Origin of the sequence: Paenibacillus thiaminolyticus (assembly GCF_003591545.1) — a bacterium.
In the GTDB taxonomy this organism is placed as follows: Bacteria; Bacillota; Bacilli; order Paenibacillales; family Paenibacillaceae; genus Paenibacillus_B; species Paenibacillus_B thiaminolyticus_A.
In genome coordinates, this window is record NZ_QYZD01000044.1 from 1 (window position 1) to 22,006 (window position 22,006).

Below are 22,006 nucleotides of genomic sequence, written 5' to 3' on the forward strand. Positions count from 1 at the left end.
TGCCTGCATCATAGGCTCCAAGCGGATATTGTGACGTATACGGAACTTCCCCGGCCAACTCCACTTTCTGTTTTCCGATTTTATATTGGTAGATTTGCGAGACAACCTGATCCTCCTTGGAGGTTGTTAACGTAATGGATAAGTAGGGGGTACTCTTTGAAGTGCAAGCAGAGAGCACAATACTAATTATAAGGTAAACGGCAAAAATCCCAATCATTTTACGTTTCCTTCTCATGTTATCCACATCTCCTATCCACGAATGATAAAAAAGGAGGGAGGCCCCTCCTTAAGCTATTTCCAATAATGATATCTTCCTGGGAAACTCGTATTTTTATCCTCTTTCTCGCCGAACTCTTCCAACGTTGTCCGAAATACATCGAGAACCGCATCGGGAAGACTACCAATATCATTTTTATAACAAGTTATTGTCTCATCATTATTGAAATTTCTTACGCTAATCTTTGTTTCAGATTTAGGATTGTCATAGATTCCTTTAGTGGCAACATCAAATTTTTTCAATTCATTATCATGGTCCCCAATTTTATCGAAGAAGTTCGTGATGCGTCCCGTCCCTTCAACTTGCTTATCCGTCGCAACGATCTTATTTTTGTGATTGCCCCATGGTCCATAAGTACCCTTTTCAGCCGGTCCCTTTGCCCAATTTGATGCAAGAGCTTTACTGCCATTCAGGTAAATAGACTGGATATCGCCCTCGAAATTATAATGAATGATCATTCCTTCTTCTGCTTTGGGCCAGATCATCTGTACTTCCGAATGGTGCGGAAGGGTATTTAATTCCTCATCTGTTACAATATCCGAATGCTTCATTTTTTGAAGTATCTCTTCCGACCAATCAGGGGTAGTGCTATCATTGAACGCTGCATAATCTTCATGGTTAAACGTGAGATCTTCCTGAATGACGACAAATTCCCCGTTTTTGTATTCCAATACGGCGTTAGGTTTAGCTTTCACGGGTACATCATGAATTACTGCTGTAGAAACCATTGTGGAGTTTTTTTCGGCGAATGCACCTGAAGCCATAAGCAAAGAAGCACTTCCGAACAGACAAACGGCAAATATCGTAATTTTTCGCATTACTTACTAACCTCCAATTTTGGAATGTAACCATCACTTTCATAAAATTGAATGAAACTCCTCGACAGACTATCAACTATGGTTCTGCCTCTCTAGATGATAAGCGCGAATTCTGGATGATCTAACAACAACAAAAGGGCATCCCTCCTTATAAAAAGGGCTGCCCTTTCCTTTGTTTTGTGGAAAGATCCTGTTGTGTTATAATCATCTAAGCTGTTTTCTTTGCACCGCAAAGGAAAGAGCGCACGGAGTCGATTCCCGGTACTGCCCGCCTAAGCTTATCAGGAATCGGCTCTATTTATTGCAACAAGAAGACGAGAAGGCCTTCTTGGTACAACCTTTTTTAGAAAATTACATTTCAGTGTATTAATTGGTTATATTTCCCTTTGAGTATATACATTCTGTACCGTTAGGGAAAGGCTTTTTCAAATACAATCTATTATTTCCTCTCAGTTCTTTCTACGTTTTGCATCTCTTTGATGCAATTATGCTTTCTTGTTTCAAGGAAATTATAGAATTCAACTAACTGCCCTCTGTCATTTTCGCTATCCTTTTCGTGTTATTTGCCTTTGCTCTATTTAAGTAATTCTTTTTTTGAAGCTGCAATATGTAAGAATCAAGTTCCTGACTAAGCTTAACTACACGTTCATCACTTAAACTTTTTATGGTACCCACCGCTCTTTTCAAGCGTAGGCGTAACTCTTCAACCTTCTGTAAAATAAATAACTCTTCATCATGAGTAGCCATTGAGAGTGGATTGCCCCCTTTCTCAATATCAATATAATTCAGGTTTCAACATCCCTCTAAATATTTCAAATTTAAAAACATTTCGACTTAAATTGTCATGTTCTGTCAAAATTTGAGTGTTTCCTTAAGCAAGAGAGCTTAGAGTTATTGTCCATACATACAAAAAAGATGTAAAAACGAATAAAAGGATCGTTTTTACATCTTTTAGGTCATGCGTCTAGAAATAGAACCATAAAGACAGTGGAACTGCCGTTTCAGTCAAATTCATTTCTACTATCCAATTCAAAAAGATTACATTGTTCTCAGGACGCTGGTAATAGATAAGCATACATACCTCGACAATGTGTACTTTATACGATTACCACCCGCCAGGTTCCCCAGTATTCCAAAATAACAAATGATATTGACTATTATCAGCAAAAGTGCTACTTGTATCATTCAGTGGAAAGGATGGTGCACTAAGCAGTAAAACAGAAATTATAAGCCCTATACGCAATGCTTTCTTGTACATGCTAATCACCACCATCATAATTATTATTTACGTAATATATTGTATGCTTCTCTTAATTGATCAGTAACTGCTGGATTAACTTTCGTGCTCGTTAACAATTTAAACAATAAATAAAAGCACTCATTAGAATCTTTAAAGGCACTAATTTCTGAGTAAAGTATTGCACTCTTTATATAACAGTCAATCGCATCTTCATATTGTTTCATCAATATGTAATAGCCCGCCTTCAATTTAAAATATAGGGCTAATTCAGATTTTTTAAATGGTGTGTTGTATTCTGCATTCAATATTCGGGATTCATTCTCAATTAATTGTTCTATAGCGTCAATATCTTGAATTAGGAGGTATAGCTCGAGTAGCTCATTGATGACATGGATCGTATTATTGGGTGAGGACTGTTCTAAACAGATGAAGAGTTGCGATATGGCCTGTTTGCTGTTTCCTTTTCGACCCACGATACAAGCTTCAGTGAGCTTAACATTTTCTTGAATCTCTGCGAAAGGGTACTTTTTACATTCATATAGGTACTGCTCCGCTAAAAAGTAATCGCCTAGATAGTAATAGGAATTGCAAATAAGGAGCAGGGCACGTGCCTGCGTAAGGTGATCGCTCTTATACTTTTTGCCGACAGGGATACACAGTTCGATACACTTCTCATAAAGCTGCAGCGCGTAGGCATGAAACCCCAGCTTGAAGTGAAGCAACGCCTTGTCCTCTTCCGAGAAAAAATTGATGTAATTCAGCAGATAGGTTCCGGTATGAAAAGTGAGATCCAGCTTGCTGAAATCATTTCGTTGAATCAAGTACGTCTGGAATAAAGCTTTGGCCAAATAAGGCTGTATGCCATGCTCTCTGGCGTAGTTTGTGATAAGTTCGAACAATCCAAGTCTGACCGTGACATCGGTTATTGACTCTGTCATGTGGTATAGCTCCGCGGTTAAGTCATAGCTGTCTGCGCCGTCGCATTCCAGGAACCGGGCGGCAATCTTCACCATTACCTCTATGTCACCTGTTCGAATCGCTTCCTGCAGCATAGGTTGCAGAAAACTCTTGCGCCTCTCCATCACAAGGTAATGACTCACGACATCCGCATATGGAATGGACAAGGGGGATGTCAGCGCGAGAACGGTCGCCAATTCAGGGCGCTTTGTTTCCCCTCTTTCGATTTTCGATATCGTTCCTTTGGGAATGCCAGACAAGTCCGACAACTGACGAAGCGTGTACCTTGCCTTCTTCCGATACTCGTAGATTAATTCGCCGACGAGTCTTTGTTCCGAACTCACAGAATCACCTTCTTTCGAACTGCGAATTGCATGAATACGCTATCATCACATATATCAACAATTTACCATATATACCCTATTGTGTGAACATATACGTCGATCGATACAGAACTTTATCCGAATAGCCTGTCAGATTATTGTCCATAACGGAGATAGTTATGTTACGATATACGGGGTGCCTTAATCGGAATACATTGAATTGGACAGAAACAATCAATAAATGAGGTGTAATAATGAAAATATCAACGAAGGGCCGTTACGGGCTGACGATTATGATGGAGCTGGCCAGGAGCTACGGCGAAGGCCCGACTTCCTTGAAGAGCATCGCGGAGAAGAACAATCTCTCCGAGCATTATCTTGAACAATTGATTGCGCCGCTCCGCAACGCGGGCTTGGTTAAGAGCATACGGGGAGCCTACGGCGGATATATATTGCCGGAGAGCCCGGAGCAGGTCACGGCAGGTGAAATTATCCGCGTGCTGGAAGGCCCGATCTCTCCGGTCGACTTCACGGAAGAGGATGATCCGGCCAAGCGCGATCTGTGGCTTCGCATTCGCGACAGCATCGCCCAGGTGCTCGATTCGACAACGCTTGCGGATCTGATCTCGTACAAGGATGAGAACATGCGGGAAAGCTATATGTTCTATATTTGACGATCGCGAGGGAAGCGAAATGGAACGAATTTATTTCGATCATGCCGCGACGACGCCGCTTCACCCGGAGGCGGCGGAAGCGATGATCGCGGTCATGCGGGACGTGTATGGCAATGCCTCCAGCGTTCACGCCGCCGGCCGCGAAGCGACAGCGGCCTTGACCCGGGCGCGGGACAGCGTCGCGGAGCGGCTCGGCTGCCGGCCGCAGGAGCTCGTCTTTACAAGCGGCGGGACGGAGAGCGATAACGCGGCGTTGTTCGGCGTGGTCCATGCCGCCTGGCGGAAGCACGGACGGGAACGTCCGCCTCATGTCGTAACGACGGAAGTGGAGCATCATGCGGTGCTCCACGCTTGCCGTTATTTGGAGCAATTCGGCGTGGAAGTGACCTACGTCGCGCCGGACGAGACGGGTCTCGTCGCGCCGGAGCGCATTCAGGAGGCGCTCCGGCCGAATACTTGCCTGGTGAGCGTCATGACGGGCAACAACGAGGTGGGTACGCTGCAGCCGATTCGCGAGATCGGACAGCTGGTGCGAGAGCACGGGATGGTGATGCATACCGACGCCGTTCAGGCGCTCGGATTGCTGCCGTTCCAACTGAGGGATTGGCCGGTCGACATGGCCAGCTTCTCCGCCCACAAGATCAATGGTCCGAAGGGAGTCGGCTGCTTGTATATCCGTCAAGGGACGGAGTGGGAGCCGATGCTTCACGGGGGCAATCAGGAGCGGAAGCGCCGGGCGGGGACGGAGAATGTGGCCGGAATCGCGGGCTTCGCGGCCGCGCTTCGCGTTGCAGAGGATGAACGGGAGGACAAGGTGCGCCTGACCAAGCAAGTGAGGGCTGCGCTCTGGTCGAAGCTGGTGTCCGCACTGGGAGATCGGGTCGCGTACAATGGGCATCCCGAGCAGCATCTGCCTCACATTCTTAATGTGAGCGTGTTGGACATTCCGACAGAGACGCTGCTGATGAATCTTGATCTCGCAGGCATTATGGCGGCCAGCGGCTCCGCTTGCACATCCGGTTCCTTGGAAGTGTCGCATGTGCTCGAAGCGATGAAGCTGTCCGAGCTTCGCACGAGCACCGCCGTTAGATTCAGCTTCGGATTGGGCAATACTATAGAGCAAGCCGATATTGTGTCGCAACAAATTGCAACCATCGCCAATCGCGTCCGTAGTAGAAATTAAGGAGTCCGCTAGACATCATCGAGGGGCGGGACCCGCGGCGAGTGGAGCGCAATCGGCGGACAGGCGCGCCCGTGCGGCGAAGCCGTATGTGCCATGAACCGAAGGAGGGCCCCGGAATGAAGTTGCTGGAGCTGATCGGCCTGCCTGTGTTCGATATCGGTACGGGCCGGCAAATATCCAAAGTGAAAGATATCTGCATCACTCCCGAATGGGAGATTACCCATCTTCAGCTTGTCAGCCGAGTCCGTAAGCAGGATATGCTGGTGCAGTGGAAGGATGTGACCGCATTCGGGGATGATGCAGTCATGATTGCGAGCGGCGATGCTGTGCAGATGACGGCCAGCGCCTCGCCGGAACGGGCATTTCTGTCGGGAGAGGCTGCATTGAAAGGATTGCCGGTCATGACTTCGGAAGGCTCCCAGCTCGGATGGGTCGCCGATGTTTATTTTCAGCCCAATATGGGTAACCAGATAACAGGTCTGGAAATTTCAGACGGCCTGCTTGCGGACCTTCTGGAAGGAAGACGGCAGATTGAAGGAATGAGCCGCTTGAAATGGGGCACCGATGTAATCGTCGTGGAAGAGAGCGGAAGCGCAAGCGCACAATCAAATTAGTCTAATGGACGGAATGGTGAAGAACGATGATGCGATGCCCGAATTGCAATTCCAAAGATATCGGGAAAATTGGCGCCCACCAGTTCTACTGCTGGGGATGCTTTATCGAGTTGACCGTTAACGGCGATAAAATGTCGGTGTTCCAGGTGGAAGAAGACGGAACGTTGAGCTCGCTCGACGATTTATTTTTTGGCGATGAATTTATGACCCCGCCCTATCCGGAAGCGCATGCTTCTTCATAACGGAATGGTCACAAATCGGTATAAAGCGAACAAAAGCGTTCATGCTGCCCCCGGGCGATGCATGGACGCTTTTTGCCGTTCCGGCGGCCGCCGGGCTGTGTGACAGATCTCATATTGCAAGCTTCCTCATTTGTAGATAATACATATTGTGTCTTCTTTAAAACGATCATACTACATATAGTGTTTTAGAGTGCGGAAATATCAATAGAGACGATATGAAAGGGTGGAGTAGCGATGACGATCATGCCGCGATTGCGCGATGCGAACGTTGCCGAAGAGAGTGCGGGAGGTGCCGGACCGATGCCTTGGGCATCCTGGGGGAGCGCCCGGAAGGGGGATGGCGGCACGCTGCCGGACAATCATCCGCTGACGGGGTCGCTGCACGAGATTGTACGGGACAGCGATTCGGATCTGATGCGCGAAAATGCGAATGTGGACGGCCGATCTCCGATGGGCATCATGAGCAAGATGGCCAGCGAATGCTCACGTTGGTATGCGATGAATTACTTGCTCGCTCCAGAAGCGCGGGAAGCGATCGAGGACAATCTGTTGTATCCTCACGATCTTGATTTCTACGCGTACGGAACGACGACCTGCTGCCAAATCCCGCTCGGACAATTGCTGAAGCGAGGCTTCAATACCGGCCACGGTCATATGCGGGAGCCGCAGGATATCAAGAGCGCGCTCGCTCTGGCCTCGATCATATTGCAGGCGAATCAGAACCAGCAGCATGGCGGACAAGCGTATCCTGCCTTCGATTACGATCTTGCCCCGTATGTAGGCAAGACGTTCCGGCGCCATCTGGCCTACCTTGATTCGCTGCCACTGCAGCCGGAGCTCGACCGGGAACAGGAAGCTTGGCGGCTGACGGAGCGCGACGTGTACCAGGCATGCGAAGCCTTCGTCCATAACGCCAATTCGATGCATTCGCGCGGCGGGGGACAAGTTCCGTTCATTTCCATCAATTACGGGACCGATACGTCGCGTGAAGGGCGCATGCTCGTCAGACAACTGCTGATGGCGACGAGAGCGGGGTTGGGCAAGGGAGAGACGCCGATCTTTCCGATTCAGATCTTCAAAGTAAAAACAGGCGTCAACTTCGGAGAGCAAGACCCGAACCGCGATCTGTACGAGCTGGCGCTGGCGACGACAGCGGAGCGGCTGTTCCCGAACTTCGCCTTCATGGACGCGCCCTTCAACAAGGAGCATGACGACGGAACGCCGGAGAGCGAGGTCTGTTATATGGGCTGCCGCACCCGGGTCATGGCCAATGTGAACGGCCCGTCGACGCCGCAGGGGCGCGGCAATCTGTCCTTTACGTCGCTTAATCTGGTCCGGATCGCGCTGCTGGCCCGCACGAAGGAAGCTTTTTTCAGACTGCTGGACGATATGCTGGCCATTGCCGTGCGACAGCTGGCTACGCGCTATGAGTATCAAGCACGGAAGCGGGCCCGCGATTTCGCTTTCCTGATGCAGCAGGGCGTCTGGCGCGGCAGCGAGCGGCTTCAGCCGGAGGACGAGCTGCGCGACGTCTTGAAGCAGGGCACGCTCAGCGTCGGCTTCATCGGGCTGGCCGAGGCGCTTGTCGCCCTGACCGGCTCCCATCACGGCCAATCCGAGGAGGCACGCCAGCTTGGTCTTGACATTGTGGCCCATATGCGCCGCCGGATGGATGAAGCTGTGGCGTCTACCGGGATGAACTATTCGCTTATCGCGACCCCGGCAGAAGGGCTGTCCGGCAAATTCACGAAGCGCGATCGGGATGATTTCGGCCGCCTTCCGGGAATTACCGATCGCGATTACTATACGAATTCATTTCATGTTCCGGTCTATTACCCGATCAAGGCGTATAACAAAATCCGCATCGAAGGGCCGTACCATGCCTTGTGCAACGCCGGTCATATTACATATGTCGAGCTGGACGGCAGCGCCAAAGCGAACCCGCAAGCGCTCGATCGGATTGTGCGTGCCATGGCAGAGAACGGGATCGGCTACGGATCGATGAACCATCCGGTTGATCGCTGCCGCCGCTGCGGCCACCAGGACACGATCGAGGATGCATGCCCCGTCTGCGGCGGCACCGATGATGACATTGAGCGCATTCGCCGCATTACCGGTTATCTGGTCGGCGATATGAGCAAATGGAATTCGGCCAAGCGGACGGAGGAGACCGAGCGGGTGAAGCATCGATGAGCTTGCGGGTGATGTCGATTGTGCATGACAGTGTCGTGGACGGCGAAGGGCTAAGGACGGTCGTGTTCGTCAGCGGCTGTCCCCACCGCTGTCCGGGATGCCACAATCCAAGCTCCTGGCGCAGTGACGGCGGCACGCTGATGAGCGTCGAGGCGGTGGCGGCCGATGTGCTCTCCAATCCGCTGACCGATCTCACCTTATCGGGAGGCGAACCGTTCCTGCAGGCCCGTGCGCTTACGAAGCTGGCCCGCATCGCGAAGGAAGCGGGCCGGACGGTCTGGTGCTACACCGGATATACGGTGGAGGAGCTGCTGCAGGAAGGAACCCGGGATCAGCGTGAGCTGCTGCGGCTGACGGATGTGCTGGTGGACGGCCGGTTCCTGATTGAGCGCCGCCGCCCCGGCCTCCGCTTCCGCGGGAGCGATAATCAGCGCATCTGGAAAATGAGGAACGGCCAGCCTGACGAGTTAATTTTCGTTTAGCTACACATACTTTACTGTATGATGCTCGTCCGAACGGAGTGTGGAATACAGTGGAGCGTTTTTGGAAAAACAAGCTGTTCGTCAATGGCGTATATGTTCTGCTCGCCCTGTTCATCCTGTACCTCTTATACTTGTTGAAGCCGCTTCTGGGCAATGTGTACGGGATTGTGAAATCGGTGCTTGCCCCATTCCTCATCGCGATGATTATCGCCTACGTGCTTAATCCGGTCGTCAATATGCTGTGCGAACGCAAAGTTCCCCGTCCGATGGCGGTGCTGCTCATTTATGCGGTATTCATCGCCTGTGTCACCGTGCTGCTCATCAATATGATTCCGATGATTATGAAGCAACTGGAGGAATTGAATGAGCAGATGCCTCACTTGAATGCGAAGGCCGAGGAACTGATGGATGGCCTCAGCGAGTCGTCTCTGATGCCCATGTCGGTCCGAAGCAGTCTGAACGATTGGATTTATGGTATGGAGAAGCGGGTGGGGAAGGTCATCACCGAATTTATGAACAACCTCGGCGCTACGCTCAACATCCTCATGATGGCGCTTATCGTGCCTTTTTTGATTTTCTATATTTTGAAAGATTTCAACGTCTTCGAACGGACCGTTATCGCTTATGTGCCGAAGACTCACCGCAAGCACATGGTCATGATGCTCAAAGAAATCGATAATGCAATCGGGAGCTATATCCGGGGGCAAGTCCTCGTCTGCGCCATTATCGGGGTGCTTGCTTATGTCGGTTATTGGCTGATCGGACTGCCTTATGCGCTGCTGCTGGCCCTGTTCGTGGCCATTTTCAATATCATTCCGTATCTCGGTCCTTATTTCGGAGCGGCTCCCGCACTGATCGTCGCTTCGACCATGTCATTGAAGATGATGATTTTCGTCATTACCGTCAATACCATCTGTCAAATTCTCGAAGGGAACATTATTTCGCCCCAGGTGGTTGGCCGGACGCTGCATATGCATCCGCTCTCGATTATTTTTGCCCTGCTCGTCGGAGAGCGGCTCGCCGGCATCCTCGGAATGATTCTGGCCGTGCCGGTGTTTGCCGCGCTCAAAGTCGTCTTGTCCCATGTGTTCAGCTATTACGTGCGTCGCAAAACGGTGTGACCGAAGTCGGGATGACTATAAGATGTTATTTGTTGAGCCTCCCCCTGGCGAAAAACAAATGATGCGCCACTTGCGTTAAAGAAAGTGGGTGCGGCGAAGGAGCACCGCCGATCCGGCGGCCTTGAACAAGTTCAAGGACCGAGACCAGATCGGGCGCTATGCCGTGGCCGGGGTCGGCAAGGCGGTGACGAGCGGCATCGTGCAGGGCATGACGTCGTCCACCTTCGATCTAAGGGAACGGCGACCCGGGCGCAAGCGGCTGCGATGCTGAAGCGGACGCTGCAGCAGATTAAATATTTGGGATAGCTGGGCGAAGCCCATTGGGCATGCATGTTGCGTGCCAATGGGCGGCCCGCCGGCCCCCTGCCGAGAGAGAAGCTTCGGCAGGGGCTCTTTTTATAGGGGAGAACGAATGTCAGCCGCCCGGGCCGGCGCTAGCCGTCTGTTCGGATGCGGCGATACCGGCGTCATTGACAAGCGCCGCGGGTTTATTTATACTATGTTATCGGATAAATAGGCACAAATAGGCATAAAGCGAAGACAAAACCTATAGTAGGCTGCAGCCCTTGATCCAGAGAGAAGATTCCGGCATCGATATGAGGAGCCGGCTGGAAGAATCTTCATCGAGTAGAGCAGCTGAACGCTAGTTTTGGAGCGTGAACGAACTTCACCGGGTCGGACCCGTTATCAACGATAAGGCGATCGCCCGCTGGACGGCCGCCGGACTGCCCTGCGGCATGACTGAACGATGAGCCGCCTGTCCGGAGACGTCTCTTGCCGGGGGATAACCAGGGTGGTACCGCGATGGATTCAATCGTCCCTGATTTATCAGGGGCGATTTATTTGTATAAGGGGCATCGGCAGGCGCAGAGCACAGAGCTGCTTGCGGCCGCGAACCCGGACTCAATAATAACTTTGTGACAAATGGAGGCGTCAGTACGCATGAAAGCCAATGAGATTCGCGCAAAATGGTTGGAATTTTTCGAGAGCAAAGGCCATCATATCGAGCCGAGCGCTTCGCTCGTCCCGCATAACGATCCGTCCTTGTTATGGATCAATGCCGGCATGGCGCCGTTGAAGCCGTATTTCGACGGGCGTGTGAAGCCGGACAATCCGCGGATTGCCAATTCGCAGAAGTGCATCCGCACGAACGATATCGAGAATGTCGGCAAGACCCGTCGTCACCATACGTTTTTCGAGATGCTCGGCAACTTCTCCATCGGTGATTATTTTAAGGAAGAAGCGATTACCTGGGCATGGGAGTTCCTGACCGATAAGCGCTGGATCGGGTTCAATCCGTCCCGGTTGTATGTCACGGTCTACAACGAGGATGAAGAGGCATACAAGCTGTGGAATGAGAAAATTGGGCTGCCGGCGGATCATATCATCAAGACTGGCGACGACAACTTCTGGGATATCGGGGAAGGCCCGTGCGGTCCTTGCACAGAGATTTTCTACGATCGCGGCGAGAAGTACGGCACGCTGGAGAGCGACCCGGAATGCTACCCAAGCGGCGAGAACGAGCGCTATCTGGAAGTATGGAATCTCGTATTCTCTCAATTCAATCACAATAAGGACGGCAGCTACACCCCGCTGCCGAACAAAAATATCGATACCGGCGCAGGGCTCGAGCGGTTCGCTTCCATCCTGCAGGATGTCGACTCGAACTTCGATACCGACTTGTTCCAGCCGATTATTCAGGCTAGCGCCCGCGTTGCCGGCGTAACTTACAAGGAGAATGAGAAGCACGATGTCGCGCTGAAGGTGATTGCCGACCATGTGCGCACGGTGGTGTTCGCTGTCGCCGACGGCGTACTGCCTTCCAATGAAGGCCGCGGCTACGTCATCCGCCGTTTGCTGCGCCGTGCGGTCCGCTATGGCAAAGTGCTCGGAATCGACCGGCCGTTCCTCGTTGATCTCGTCCCGCATGTCGGGGACGTCATGGGAGGATACTACCCGGACATTGTCGAGAAGCGCGAATTCATCGAGAAAGTCATTCGCAATGAAGAGGAGCGCTTCCACGAGACGCTGGCCGATGGGCTGGCCATTCTCGGGGAAATGGCGGAAGCCGCCCGCGCGGAAGGACGGACGCAGATTACCGGGGCAGAAGCATTCAAGCTGTACGACACGTACGGCTTCCCGCTTGATCTGACGGAAGATTATGCCGCCGAGCATGGGCTGACGGTCGATCATGAAGGCTTCGATGAAGCGATGCAGGCGCAGCGTGAACGGGCCCGTGCCGCGAGACAGGACGGAGCGAGCATGAAGATTCAGGGCGGACCGCTGGCGGAGTTGACGATTAAAAGCGAGTTCGTTGGTTATAATGAGTTGGTAACCCAATCCAACATTGTCGCGATGTTCGCCGGCAATGAAGCCGTCGAGGAAGTGAAGGCGGGAGACTCCTGCCAGATCGTGCTCGATCGCACACCTTTCTATGCGGAGAGCGGCGGACAAGTAAGCGATGGCGGCACATTGACCGCACCGGGGACGGCAACCGTCGTGGAAGAGGTGTTCAAGGCGCCTCACGGACAGCATGTGCTTGTCGTCCGGGTAACGGAAGGTTCGCTTCGCACTGGCATGAACGTGCAGGCCGCGGTTGCCCGCGCCGAACGGGAAGACATCGTGAAGAACCATACCGCCACCCATCTCCTGCACAAAGCGCTCAAGCAGGTGCTCGGCGAGCATGTCAATCAGGCCGGCTCCCTTGTGGAGGCGGAGCGGCTTCGCTTCGACTTCACGCATCTGGGCGCTATCCAACCGGACGAGCTGCAAGATATCGAGCGCCGGGTCAACGAGCAGATTTGGAACGGCATCGGCGTCGTGATCGAGTCCAAGGCGATTGACGAAGCGAAGGCGATGGGCGCGATGGCGCTGTTCGGCGAGAAGTACGGCGATATCGTGCGCGTGGTCCAAGTGGGCGATTACAGCATCGAGCTGTGCGGCGGATGCCATGTCCGGAACACGTCGGAGATCGGATTATTCAAAGTGGTGAGCGAGAGCGGGATCGGCTCCGGCGTCCGACGCCTGGAAGCCGTTACGGGCCGCCACGCTTATCAATATATGGAATCCCAATTGGAGCTGTTGAAGCAGGCAGCCGGCCTGTTGAAGGCGAACGCAGCCGACGTGCCGAAGCGGGTCGAGGCGATGTTCGCCCGCGAGAAGGAGCTGGCGCGCGAGAATGAATCGCTGAAGGCGAAGCTGAGCAGTCTGGAGGCGGGTCAACTGACCGACCGGGTCCGCGCCGTAGCGGGGATTCCGGTGCTGGCGGCACAGGTCGACGCCGGCGGTATGGACGGGCTGCGCACGACGGCCGATGAGCTGAAGGCGAAGCTTCCAGGCTCTGTGATCGCGCTGGCATCTGCAGCCGATGGCAAGGTGAACCTGGTCGTCGCTGTCGCTCCGGAGCTGGTGAAGCAAGGATTGCATGCGGGCAAGCTGATTAAGGAGCTGGCTTCCGTCTGCGGCGGCGGAGGAGGCGGCCGTCCGGACATGGCTCAGGCCGGAGGCAAAGATCCAGGCAAGATCGACGATGCGCTTCGCCTGCTGGATGAGCTGGTAGCTAAGCAACTGGAAAGCGGGAAATAGGGCTGTTGATCCAGCCGCTTGGAAAATAGTAAAATAAGAACAAACTTGACGCTTCATCGTTTCGACAAAAATTTATTGAATAATACAGGCTATGAAGCGGAATATTTTCTCGTTTGTTCGGGTATGTGTTATGATAAGAGTAAAGCGAGGTGTCGGCGATGAATTCCATGGATAAGACGATGAAGTTCAATGTGAAGGCAGAGGAGCAGGAGGCATCCAGCCAAGATATATTGCTGTCTGTCTACGATGCCCTTGTCGAGAAGGAATACAATCCCATCAACCAAATCGTCGGTTATCTACTATCCGGGGATCCCGCTTATATCCCGCGGCATAACAATGCTCGAAGCCTGGTACGGAAGAAGGAGCGGGATGAATTGATCGAGGAGCTGGTCCGCTTCTATCTCAATCATCACCGTTAACAAGCGTACGGGCTCCCGAGTTTATCGGAAGCAGACATAGGAGACGATAATGAAGATTCTCGGCTTGGATTACGGGGACCGCAAGATCGGGGTGGCGGTCAGCGACGCGTTCGGCTGGACGGCGCAAGGCCTCGAAGTCATCGTTCGGCGGAAGCCGGAAGACGACCTGCGCCGGATTGGCGACATCATCAAGGAACACGGCGTCGAGGAAATTGTTATCGGATTGCCGAAGAACATGAACGGAACGATTGGACCGCGGGGCGAAATAAGTAGGTCATATGCTGAAGTCTTGAAGCAGTCGTTCGGATTGCCCGTTCACCTGTGGGATGAGCGCTTGAGTACGGTATCGGCGGAGCGCACTTTGCTCGAAGCGGATGTTAGCCGGAAGAAGCGCAGACAAGTCATTGATAAGATGGCGGCAACCATAATTTTGCAGACGTATCTTGACTATCAATCAAGAAGGTGAGGGGTTACCATGACACAGGACAATTATTTGCAAGAGGAACCGGAAATTATTTATATCCCGGACGATGAGGGCAATGAAGAAGAATTTGAGGTCATCATGAAATTCGAAGTGGATGGTTCTGATCGGAAATATATGATGGTAATTCCTGTTGATTCCGAAGACGAAGAGACCGATGAAGTATATGCGTTCCGCTATGAAGAAGACGGTGATGATCTGAAGCTGTACATCATCGAAGATGAAGAAGAATGGAATATCGTAGAAGAGACATTCAATACGCTGGTCAGCTCCGAGGAGGATGAAGCGTGAGCACCGATGAGGGCATCCGGTTCATTGAACGGTTGAAGAGCGTCTATGGCGATGCGGTGGAGATGACGGACGAGCGGGGGAAGAGCCGAACCTGGTCTCTTGTCGCGGAGTTCGAGTATCGCGGACGGGCCTACGCTGTGCTGCAACCGGGCGAAGGCGGGGATGCCGAACCGGATCTGTTCCGTATCGTGCCGGAAGGCGACAACGGCTGGCAGCTTGAGACGATAGACGATGAGGAAGAATGGGAAGACGTGATGGAGCGCTACGACGAGATCGCGTTCGCCGATCAATTCTAGCCGCTTCATCGCAGACAGTGATAATGAACTTGTGAAAAAGGGCGGATTTTCCGCTCTTTTTCCATGTAGGAGTGTGGATGAATGAAGACTGGAACGAAGGTGATGACCGCTTTCCTCATTCTGATTATCGTAGCGGGGGCCGGCGTAATCGGTTATGTATGGAACGGCATGCAGCCCCTGCCGACAGAGGAGCGCGAGATTACCGTCACTATCGAGCCGGGCACGGGAACGTCCAGCATTGCTTCCCGTCTGGAAGCAGAGGGCGTTATTAAGAATGCACTTATTTTTAAAGGTTATTTGAAATATAAAAATGAAGGTTCCCGCTTTCAGGCCGGGACATATGCTTTCTACCCGGGTGTTACGTATGACGAGATTATTGCCAGTTTGAATCAGGGCGATGTCGTTCCGGATAAAATGATTCGCTTTACGATTCCGGAAGGCTATACAGTCGCGCAGATTGCCGACAAGCTGGCTGACGAAGGGTATGTGAACAAGGATACCTTCCTCAAGCTGACGGATGACATCGCGTGGTTGTCAGGGCAATCTGGCTTGGCGGCGCAGATTCCGGCTGATGAGCGCATCAAGCATTCGCTCGAAGGATATTTATTCCCGGAAACGTACGAGATGAAGGAAGGAAGCAGCGAGAAAGAGATTATCTTGCGCATGCTCGGGGAAATGGAGCAGCAGCTGAACGGCATCCTTCCGGATTGGGAGACCGAGTTGAAGAATAAGAGCCTGACGCTTCATCAATGGCTGACTGCCGCTTCGTTAATCGAACGGGAGGTCGTCGTCGAGGAAGAGCGCCCGCTGGTGGCCGGAGTCATCTTCAATCGCATCGATCAGGGCATGAGGCTTCAGATTGACGCCACGGTCCAGTACGCGCTGGACAAGCCGAAGGAACGGCTGTATTATAAGGACTTGGACATCGAGAGCCCATATAATACGTATCAGATAGATGGATTGCCGCCAGGCCCGATCGCGAGTCCAAGCAGCGCGTCGCTCGTTGCGGCGATATGGCCGGAGTCAACCGACTATTTGTTCTACGTTACGAAAAAAGACGGCAGCTACACTCATTTGTTCGCCAAAACGTATGAAGAGCATTTGAAAAATATCGAAAAAAGCAAACAGACAGCAGGGGAATAGAAAGTGGGGAAGGAACGATGACGTATCAACCCGAATTGCTCGTCACTGCCGGCAGCACGGAAGAGGTCGCGCGTCTGCTTAATGCTGGCGCGAATGCGGTCTTGGTAGGGGAAGAGAAGTACGGAGTGCGTCTGCCGGGCAATATGACGCCCGATAGCATTGAAGCAAGCTTGCTGCATGCCCGCGCCCACGAGGCGAAGCTGTATGTGGCGGTGAACAATATATTTCATAACGACAGGCTTCAAGAATTGGCCGACTATTTGCGCTGCCTGGAGCAGTTGAAGGTGGATGCGATTGTCTTCGGCGATCCTGCCGTGCTGATGACCGCGCGCTCAGCCGCGCCTTCGCTGAAGCTGCACTGGAACGCAGAGATGACGTCCACCAACTATAAGACGGCGAAATACTGGCAAAAGCGCGGTGCGAGCCGCATCGTCGCGGCGCGCGAGCTGAATATGGAACAGGTGCTGGAAATGAAGCAGCAGCTGCCTAACATGGATGTGGAGATTCAAGTGCATGGCATGACGAATATTTATCATTCAAAGCGGCATCTGGTGAATCATTACTTCGCACATATCGGGGAGCGTGACGAGAAAGGCCGTGCCGATATGAGCCGGAAGCTGTTCCTTATTGAGCAGGAACGTCGTGAGGAGAAATATCCGATCTTCGAGGATGCGAATGGCACTCATATTATGAGCTCGGATGATATCTGTGTGCTCGAGGATCTGAAGCCGCTGCTGGATGCGCGGGTGGACAGCTTCAAGATTGAAGGGCTGTTGAAGTCCGTATCCTATAATGAGACGGTCGTGAAAGTCTATCGGGAAGCGATTGACAGCTATCTTCGCGATCCGGACCAATACCGTTTCCAGGAAGAGTGGATGGATCGCATACGGGCCGTACAGGATCCGGAGCGCGAGCTGTCGTTTGGGTTTTTCTATAAAGATCAGGTGTATTGAGAAGGGAGCGAACAGCGATGAGAACCGAAGCGAAGCCTGCCAAATGGAAAGGCAAGCGGTATCGACTGGATAAGCCCGAATTGCTCGCTCCCGCCGGAAACCTGGAGAAGCTGAAGTTCGCGATTCATTATGGTGCAGACGCCGTCTATATCGGCGGGCAGAAATACGGTCTGCGCTCGAATGCGGACAATTTCAGCTTCGAGGAAATGCGGGAAGGCGTAGAGTTCGCCCGGAAATACGGAGCGAAAGTATTCGTGGCGACGAACATTTATGCTCATAATGAAGATCTGGAAGGCATTGAGGAGTACCTGCGCCAGCTGGAGCAGGTCGGCATCAGCGCCATCATTGCCGCGGATCCAATTATTATCGAGACGGCACAGCGCGTGACGCCAGGGCTGGAGGTGCATGTCAGCACTCAGCAGTCTATTGCCAATTGGCAGACGGTCCAATTCTGGAAGGAAGAAGGCGCGCCGCGCGTCGTCCTGGCTCGGGAGACCAGCCTGGAAGAGATTGTGGAGATGAAGCAGCATGTCGACATCGAAATCGAGGCATTCATCCACGGCGCGATGTGCTCCTCTTATTCGGGACGCTGCGTGCTGTCCAATCATTTCACGAACCGGGATTCGAACCGGGGCGGATGCTGCCAATCCTGCCGCTGGAAATATGATCTGTTCGAGGACGGCCGGCCGGATCCGGATCGGGCCGTCACTCCGGAAGAGGCTGTAGGCTCTCCGGTGCTGGAGCAATTCCGGCTCGGTGTGAATCAGCTCGCCCTTGCGGATGAGGAAGAGCACGCCTTCTCGATGAGTTCGAAGGATCTGTGCATGATTGAGCATCTGCCCGATCTGATCGATGCCGGCGTCGACAGCTTCAAAATTGAAGGCCGGATGAAGTCGATTCACTATGTGGCCACGGTCGTTAACGTGTATCGCCAAGTTATCGATTCCTATATGGCCGATCCGGACAATTATGAATTGAAGCAGGAATGGTTGGATGAGATTCGCAAGGCGGCGAATCGTCCCGTCAATACGGGCTTCTTCTATGACGAGCCGGATCATGAGGATCACATTTATGAACCGGAAGAGAAAGCAGCGCCGTATGACTTCGCAGGCCTGGTCATGGACTACGATCCAGCGACGGGCATGGCGACAATTCAGCAGCGGAACCACTTCAAGCCGGGAACGGAAGTCGAGTTCTTCGGCCCGAACGGCACCTTCTTCAAGCAGGCGATCGACAAGCTGTGGGATGTCGACGGCAATGAACTGGATGCCGCGCGCCATCCGCTGCAGCTCGTGCGGATAAAGGTGAACGAACCGGTTCGCTACTTCGACATGATGCGGAAAAAGACAGCAAAGGCTTAACCGAATCCCAGCCTGCTCCCATCCAGGAGCAGGCATTTTATTTATTCTGAAGATTACTGGGTGCGGGCGGCAGATGTGCCGTTCTTTTTTGTTGGAGCAGGAATGGTGGAAGAGACGAGATAGGAGCAGGTGGCGGTCAATGAGTCTCGTTGCCATATGAACCCTATCCCCGTGGCGCAGGAAAAATTTTAAGTATGCATTGAAAGCTCCCTATGAGCAGTATCCCCGTTGGACAGGAAGTACAAATGTGCCTCGAATGTTCCTTATGTGCAAACTCCCCTCCGCTCAGGGGAGTTTCAATTAGTCTCGGCTGCCATATGAAAGCTATCCCCGTGGCGCAGGAAAGATTACAAGTATGTATTGAATACTCCATATGAGGACTATCCCCGTGGCGCAGGAAAGTTTTCAAGTATGTATTAAATGCTCCATATGAGCAGTATCCCCGTTAGGCAGGAAGAACAACTATGCCTCGAATGCTCTTATGCGCAAACTCCCCTCCGCTCAGGGGATTTTCACTTAGTCTCGGCTGCCATATGAAAGCTATCCCCGTGGCGCAGGAAAAATTTCAAGTATGCATTGAATGCTTCATATGAGCGGTATCCCCGTTGGATTAGGAAGTTAAATTAAGCCTAACAATATTGTATTGGGAACCAATTCCTTTTGCGCGGGTGGCAGATCGTCATAATGTGTAGGAACCTGAGTGGTTGGGAGAATGAACGTAAGACGTGTGGAGGATACCTGAGCGGTTGGGAGAATGAATGTAAGATGTGCGAGGATACCTGAGTGGTTGGGAGAATGAACGTAAGACATGCGAGTAAACCTGAACGATTGGGAGAATGAGCGTAAGACGTGCAGAGTACCACCTGAACGGTTGGGAGAGTCTTCATAAGGTGTTACAGGGAGGACTTTGGAGGAAGCATCGAAGTTAAGCCGGCTCGGTTAAGAGCGTTAACAGAAGCTTGCTGCATCATTTATGGAACGTTTTGTTCTGCATTATTTTGTTTTTGTGCACATTTAGTCACAAAATGGTGGATGTGCTTCCAAATATGAGAAAGGGATTCCGCGGGAAGTTGTCGAAGTAGTGCATAAGACATGGTTGTAGTTCGAATGACCTTGATATTGTTGATGGAGGAGAGGTGCTGTCCATGCATACACGACTACGCGGGAATGCCGGGGAACAACGCGCTTCTGGTGCTAGACATTCTTTCCATCCGCTGCGTTCGGTCGGGATGAAGCTGTTTCTCGTCTTTTTCGTAAGCATTGCGCTTCTTGTCGGTTCGGTGGGGCTGTTTTCGTTTTTTCAGGCACGCAATATCATTCAAAGTCAAGTCGCCCAAGCACAGGAACAGACGTTGATTCAAGTGGGGGAGAAGCTGGATTTGTTCTTCACCAACTACTCCGAATTATCCACCCAGATTCTGTTCAACCAAGATATACAGGCCGCTTTTTTGGAAGCCGCGCTTCAGCGTGAAGGCAATGAATATGAGAAGCTGCAAAATCGGGTTCGGGTCGAGAATCACTTGAAATCCTATGTGATCGGCAATCCGACTTTGCACGGCATCTACATGCTTCCCGTGAATGAGAAGGAGCCTGCCTTCACATCCGGCGCATCGGCGGAAAAGCTCAAGGAGTTGCGCCAGGCGAGCTGGTTCACGCAGGCGCAGGCGAAGGAGCAGCAAGGGGAGGTGCTGTGGCTGCCTACGAAGGCGACCGGAATCTCCGGCACCAGCCCGGATGCGGCGTTCGGGCTCGTCCGTTCCGTCAAAAATACATATACGGGAACAACGCAATATGTCGTAGTAGTGGAAATCTATTTGTCCGGGCTGCAAGAGCAGATCCGCTGGAAGACGGAAGAGGGCGCCTTCGCCCAGATCATTGATGCCGAAGGCAAGCTGATCTTCTCGGAGCAGACGGAAACCGTTAACGAGCCGCCAGGCACCCGCCTTGCTGTCAAGCCGGACACTGCTAGCGGGCGAGGACGGGCCTCGGATGCGAATGGCACCGAGCTTCTTGGCGCTTATTACCGTTCACCCGTGACCGGCTGGACGCTGAACGGCTTCACGCCGTCCAATGTATTGCTTAAGGATACGATCACGATCCGGAATGTGTCGTGGGCGGCGATCGCTATCTCGCTTGCTGTTGCGCTGCTCATCGGCTGGTATGTCATCCGGAGCATCGGCTATCCGCTTGAACGGCTTAGCCATCTGATGGAGGAGGGAGCGAGGGGACGGCTCGGCCTGCAGATGAGGCACCGCTCCCAGGATGATATCGGGCGGGTGGCCGCCAGCTTCAACGCGATGATGGCCCGAATCGGCGAACTGGTCGGACGGACGGAGGAATCCGCCCAGGCCGTGCTGGCAACGGCAGGGAAGCTGACGGAGGCATCCCGTGCGACCTCTCATTCCGCCGAGGAGATTGCCCTGGCAACGGAAGAGATCGCGCACGGTTCGACGATGCTGGCCGCCGAAGCGGAGCGGGGCAATGAATGGACCGGCCGCACATCGGAGCAAATGCTGCAAGTGATCGATCTGAACGTGGAAATGTACAGTGCGGCCACGGAAGTGGAGGCGGCCGGACAGCGCGGCTCCGCTTATATGGAGGAGCTCGGGCGCAAAACCGGGCTGACCGAGAGACGCATTCACGCCCTTGTCGGCAAGGTCGATGCACTGAAGAGCGGATCGGGGTCGATTCGCAATATTCTTGACCTGTTGACGCAGATTGCGAAGCAGACCAATATTTTATCGCTGAATGCCGCAATCGAGGCGGCGCGTGCAGGTTCCGCGGGACGCGGATTCCTTGTCGTCGCAGATGAGATCCGCAGCCTGGCGGATGAGTCGGCGCGTGCGATTGAACACGTCAGGGAGAGAACGGAAGCGATCGAACGGGAAATGTCGGAGACGATCGAGATGCTGAGCGGAATCCGGCCGGTGTTCGAGGAGCAGCTCGCCGCTGTGCATGGAGCCGATTCGCTCTTCCAGGAAGTTCAGCAGCATATGGGCCTGTTCATGGCGAAGCTGGATCAGGCGACAGAAGCGGTCAACGAGCTGGATGAGACGCAGCGCATGCTGACGGGAGCGATGACGAATGTCGGGGCGGTGGCCGAACAGTCGGCAGCGACGACGGAAGAAGTCGCTTCCTTGAGCGAGGAGCAGAAGTCGGTATCCGAGCAGCTCGTATCGTTGTCGCAAGAGCTGGAATCCGTGTCGAAGCATCTGATGGAGCGGCTTGCCCAATTTCAACTAAATTAACGAAAAACCGGCGTTATACTGCCCTCTGCTTCAGGGGGCAGTTTTTTTGTACGCGTTTCCGTCGATACTGGACGTAGGAGCATGTAGATTGGAGTATCCACGGAA

Annotated in this window: 20 protein-coding genes and 1 pseudogene; 17 read left to right on the forward strand and 4 right to left on the reverse strand. The window is 52.8% G+C overall.

All coding sequences use genetic code 11. The features are described from left to right. The 4 genes and pseudogenes from DQX05_RS31500 to DQX05_RS27010 form a co-directional block, all read right to left on the reverse strand. Positions 1 to 235: pseudogene (locus DQX05_RS31500) on the reverse strand (hypothetical protein); the annotation flags it as partial. A gap of 56 nt (positions 236 to 291) precedes the next feature. After that, positions 292 to 1,095, reverse strand: coding sequence for a hypothetical protein (locus tag DQX05_RS27000; protein WP_119796395.1), 804 nt, complete (start codon positions 1,093 to 1,095; stop codon positions 292 to 294). A gap of 522 nt (positions 1,096 to 1,617) precedes the next feature. Further along, the gene (locus DQX05_RS27005) at positions 1,618 to 1,842 is read right to left on the reverse strand and encodes an aspartyl-phosphate phosphatase Spo0E family protein (RefSeq protein ID WP_119796396.1); all 225 of its coding nucleotides are present in this window, start codon (positions 1,840 to 1,842) and stop codon (positions 1,618 to 1,620) included. Between the two features lie 534 nt (positions 1,843 to 2,376). Further along, entirely contained in the window at positions 2,377 to 3,636 is a 1,260-nt protein-coding gene (locus DQX05_RS27010; RefSeq protein ID WP_119796397.1) for a helix-turn-helix transcriptional regulator, read from the reverse strand. Positions 3,637 to 3,869: 233 nt separating this feature from the next. On the opposite strand from DQX05_RS27010, the gene cymR reads away from it, so the two are divergent. The 17 genes from cymR (at position 3,870) to DQX05_RS27095 (ending at position 21,901) form a co-directional block, all read left to right on the forward strand. Next, positions 3,870 to 4,289 (forward strand): cysteine metabolism transcriptional regulator CymR, encoded by a 420-nt coding sequence (gene cymR / locus DQX05_RS27015; RefSeq protein WP_119796398.1) that lies wholly within the window; start codon positions 3,870 to 3,872, stop codon positions 4,287 to 4,289. Between the two features lie 19 nt (positions 4,290 to 4,308). After that, the gene (locus tag DQX05_RS27020; RefSeq protein WP_119796399.1) at positions 4,309 to 5,472 is read left to right on the forward strand and encodes a cysteine desulfurase family protein; all 1,164 of its coding nucleotides are present in this window, start codon (positions 4,309 to 4,311) and stop codon (positions 5,470 to 5,472) included. Positions 5,473 to 5,588: 116 nt separating this feature from the next. After that, positions 5,589 to 6,086 (forward strand): PRC-barrel domain-containing protein, encoded by a 498-nt coding sequence (locus DQX05_RS27025; RefSeq protein WP_119796400.1) that lies wholly within the window; start codon positions 5,589 to 5,591, stop codon positions 6,084 to 6,086. Positions 6,087 to 6,112: 26 nt separating this feature from the next. Beyond that, positions 6,113 to 6,328: a hypothetical protein gene (locus tag DQX05_RS27030; RefSeq protein ID WP_006679674.1), complete on the forward strand. Its 216-nt coding sequence runs from the start codon at positions 6,113 to 6,115 to the stop codon at positions 6,326 to 6,328. 234 nt (positions 6,329 to 6,562) lie between these two features. Beyond that, the gene (locus DQX05_RS27035; protein ID WP_259392253.1) at positions 6,563 to 8,521 is read left to right on the forward strand and encodes an anaerobic ribonucleoside triphosphate reductase; all 1,959 of its coding nucleotides are present in this window, start codon (positions 6,563 to 6,565) and stop codon (positions 8,519 to 8,521) included. Positions 8,522 to 8,523: 2 nt separating this feature from the next. Further along, on the forward strand, positions 8,524 to 9,003 hold the full coding sequence (gene nrdG, locus DQX05_RS27040; protein WP_119796420.1) for an anaerobic ribonucleoside-triphosphate reductase activating protein: 480 nt from the start codon (positions 8,524 to 8,526) through the stop codon (positions 9,001 to 9,003). Positions 9,004 to 9,053: 50 nt separating this feature from the next. Continuing rightward, complete coding sequence (locus tag DQX05_RS27045; RefSeq protein ID WP_119796401.1) at positions 9,054 to 10,124, forward strand: AI-2E family transporter; 1,071 nt, start codon at positions 9,054 to 9,056, stop codon at positions 10,122 to 10,124. Positions 10,125 to 10,287: 163 nt separating this feature from the next. Beyond that, a complete protein-coding gene (locus DQX05_RS33330; protein WP_397336150.1) occupies positions 10,288 to 10,395 on the forward strand; it encodes a hypothetical protein in 108 nt (35 codons plus the stop codon). 671 nt (positions 10,396 to 11,066) lie between these two features. Beyond that, on the forward strand, positions 11,067 to 13,709 hold the full coding sequence (gene alaS, locus DQX05_RS27055) for an alanine--tRNA ligase (protein ID WP_119796402.1): 2,643 nt from the start codon (positions 11,067 to 11,069) through the stop codon (positions 13,707 to 13,709). A 158-nt stretch (positions 13,710 to 13,867) separates the two neighbouring features. Further along, the gene (locus DQX05_RS27060) at positions 13,868 to 14,128 is read left to right on the forward strand and encodes an IreB family regulatory phosphoprotein (RefSeq protein WP_006287029.1); all 261 of its coding nucleotides are present in this window, start codon (positions 13,868 to 13,870) and stop codon (positions 14,126 to 14,128) included. A gap of 49 nt (positions 14,129 to 14,177) precedes the next feature. Continuing rightward, entirely contained in the window at positions 14,178 to 14,594 is a 417-nt protein-coding gene (gene ruvX, locus DQX05_RS27065; protein ID WP_119796403.1) for a Holliday junction resolvase RuvX, read from the forward strand. Positions 14,595 to 14,603: 9 nt separating this feature from the next. Further along, the gene (locus DQX05_RS27070; RefSeq protein WP_006676956.1) at positions 14,604 to 14,900 is read left to right on the forward strand and encodes a DUF1292 domain-containing protein; all 297 of its coding nucleotides are present in this window, start codon (positions 14,604 to 14,606) and stop codon (positions 14,898 to 14,900) included. Further along, positions 14,897 to 15,196, forward strand: a complete 300-nt coding sequence (locus DQX05_RS27075; protein ID WP_119796404.1) for a DUF1292 domain-containing protein — start codon at positions 14,897 to 14,899, stop codon at positions 15,194 to 15,196. Before DQX05_RS27070 ends, DQX05_RS27075 begins: the two co-directional genes overlap by 4 nt. Positions 15,197 to 15,277: 81 nt before the next feature. Next, entirely contained in the window at positions 15,278 to 16,339 is a 1,062-nt protein-coding gene (gene mltG, locus DQX05_RS27080; protein WP_119796405.1) for an endolytic transglycosylase MltG, read from the forward strand. Between the two features lie 17 nt (positions 16,340 to 16,356). Beyond that, a complete protein-coding gene (locus DQX05_RS27085) occupies positions 16,357 to 17,292 on the forward strand; it encodes a peptidase U32 family protein (protein WP_119796406.1) in 936 nt (311 codons plus the stop codon). A gap of 17 nt (positions 17,293 to 17,309) precedes the next feature. Further along, on the forward strand, positions 17,310 to 18,653 hold the full coding sequence (locus DQX05_RS27090) for a peptidase U32 family protein (RefSeq protein ID WP_119796407.1): 1,344 nt from the start codon (positions 17,310 to 17,312) through the stop codon (positions 18,651 to 18,653). A 1,145-nt stretch (positions 18,654 to 19,798) separates the two neighbouring features. After that, positions 19,799 to 21,901: a methyl-accepting chemotaxis protein gene (locus DQX05_RS27095; RefSeq protein WP_259392254.1), complete on the forward strand. Its 2,103-nt coding sequence runs from the start codon at positions 19,799 to 19,801 to the stop codon at positions 21,899 to 21,901. Positions 21,902 to 22,006 lie beyond the last annotated feature (105 nt).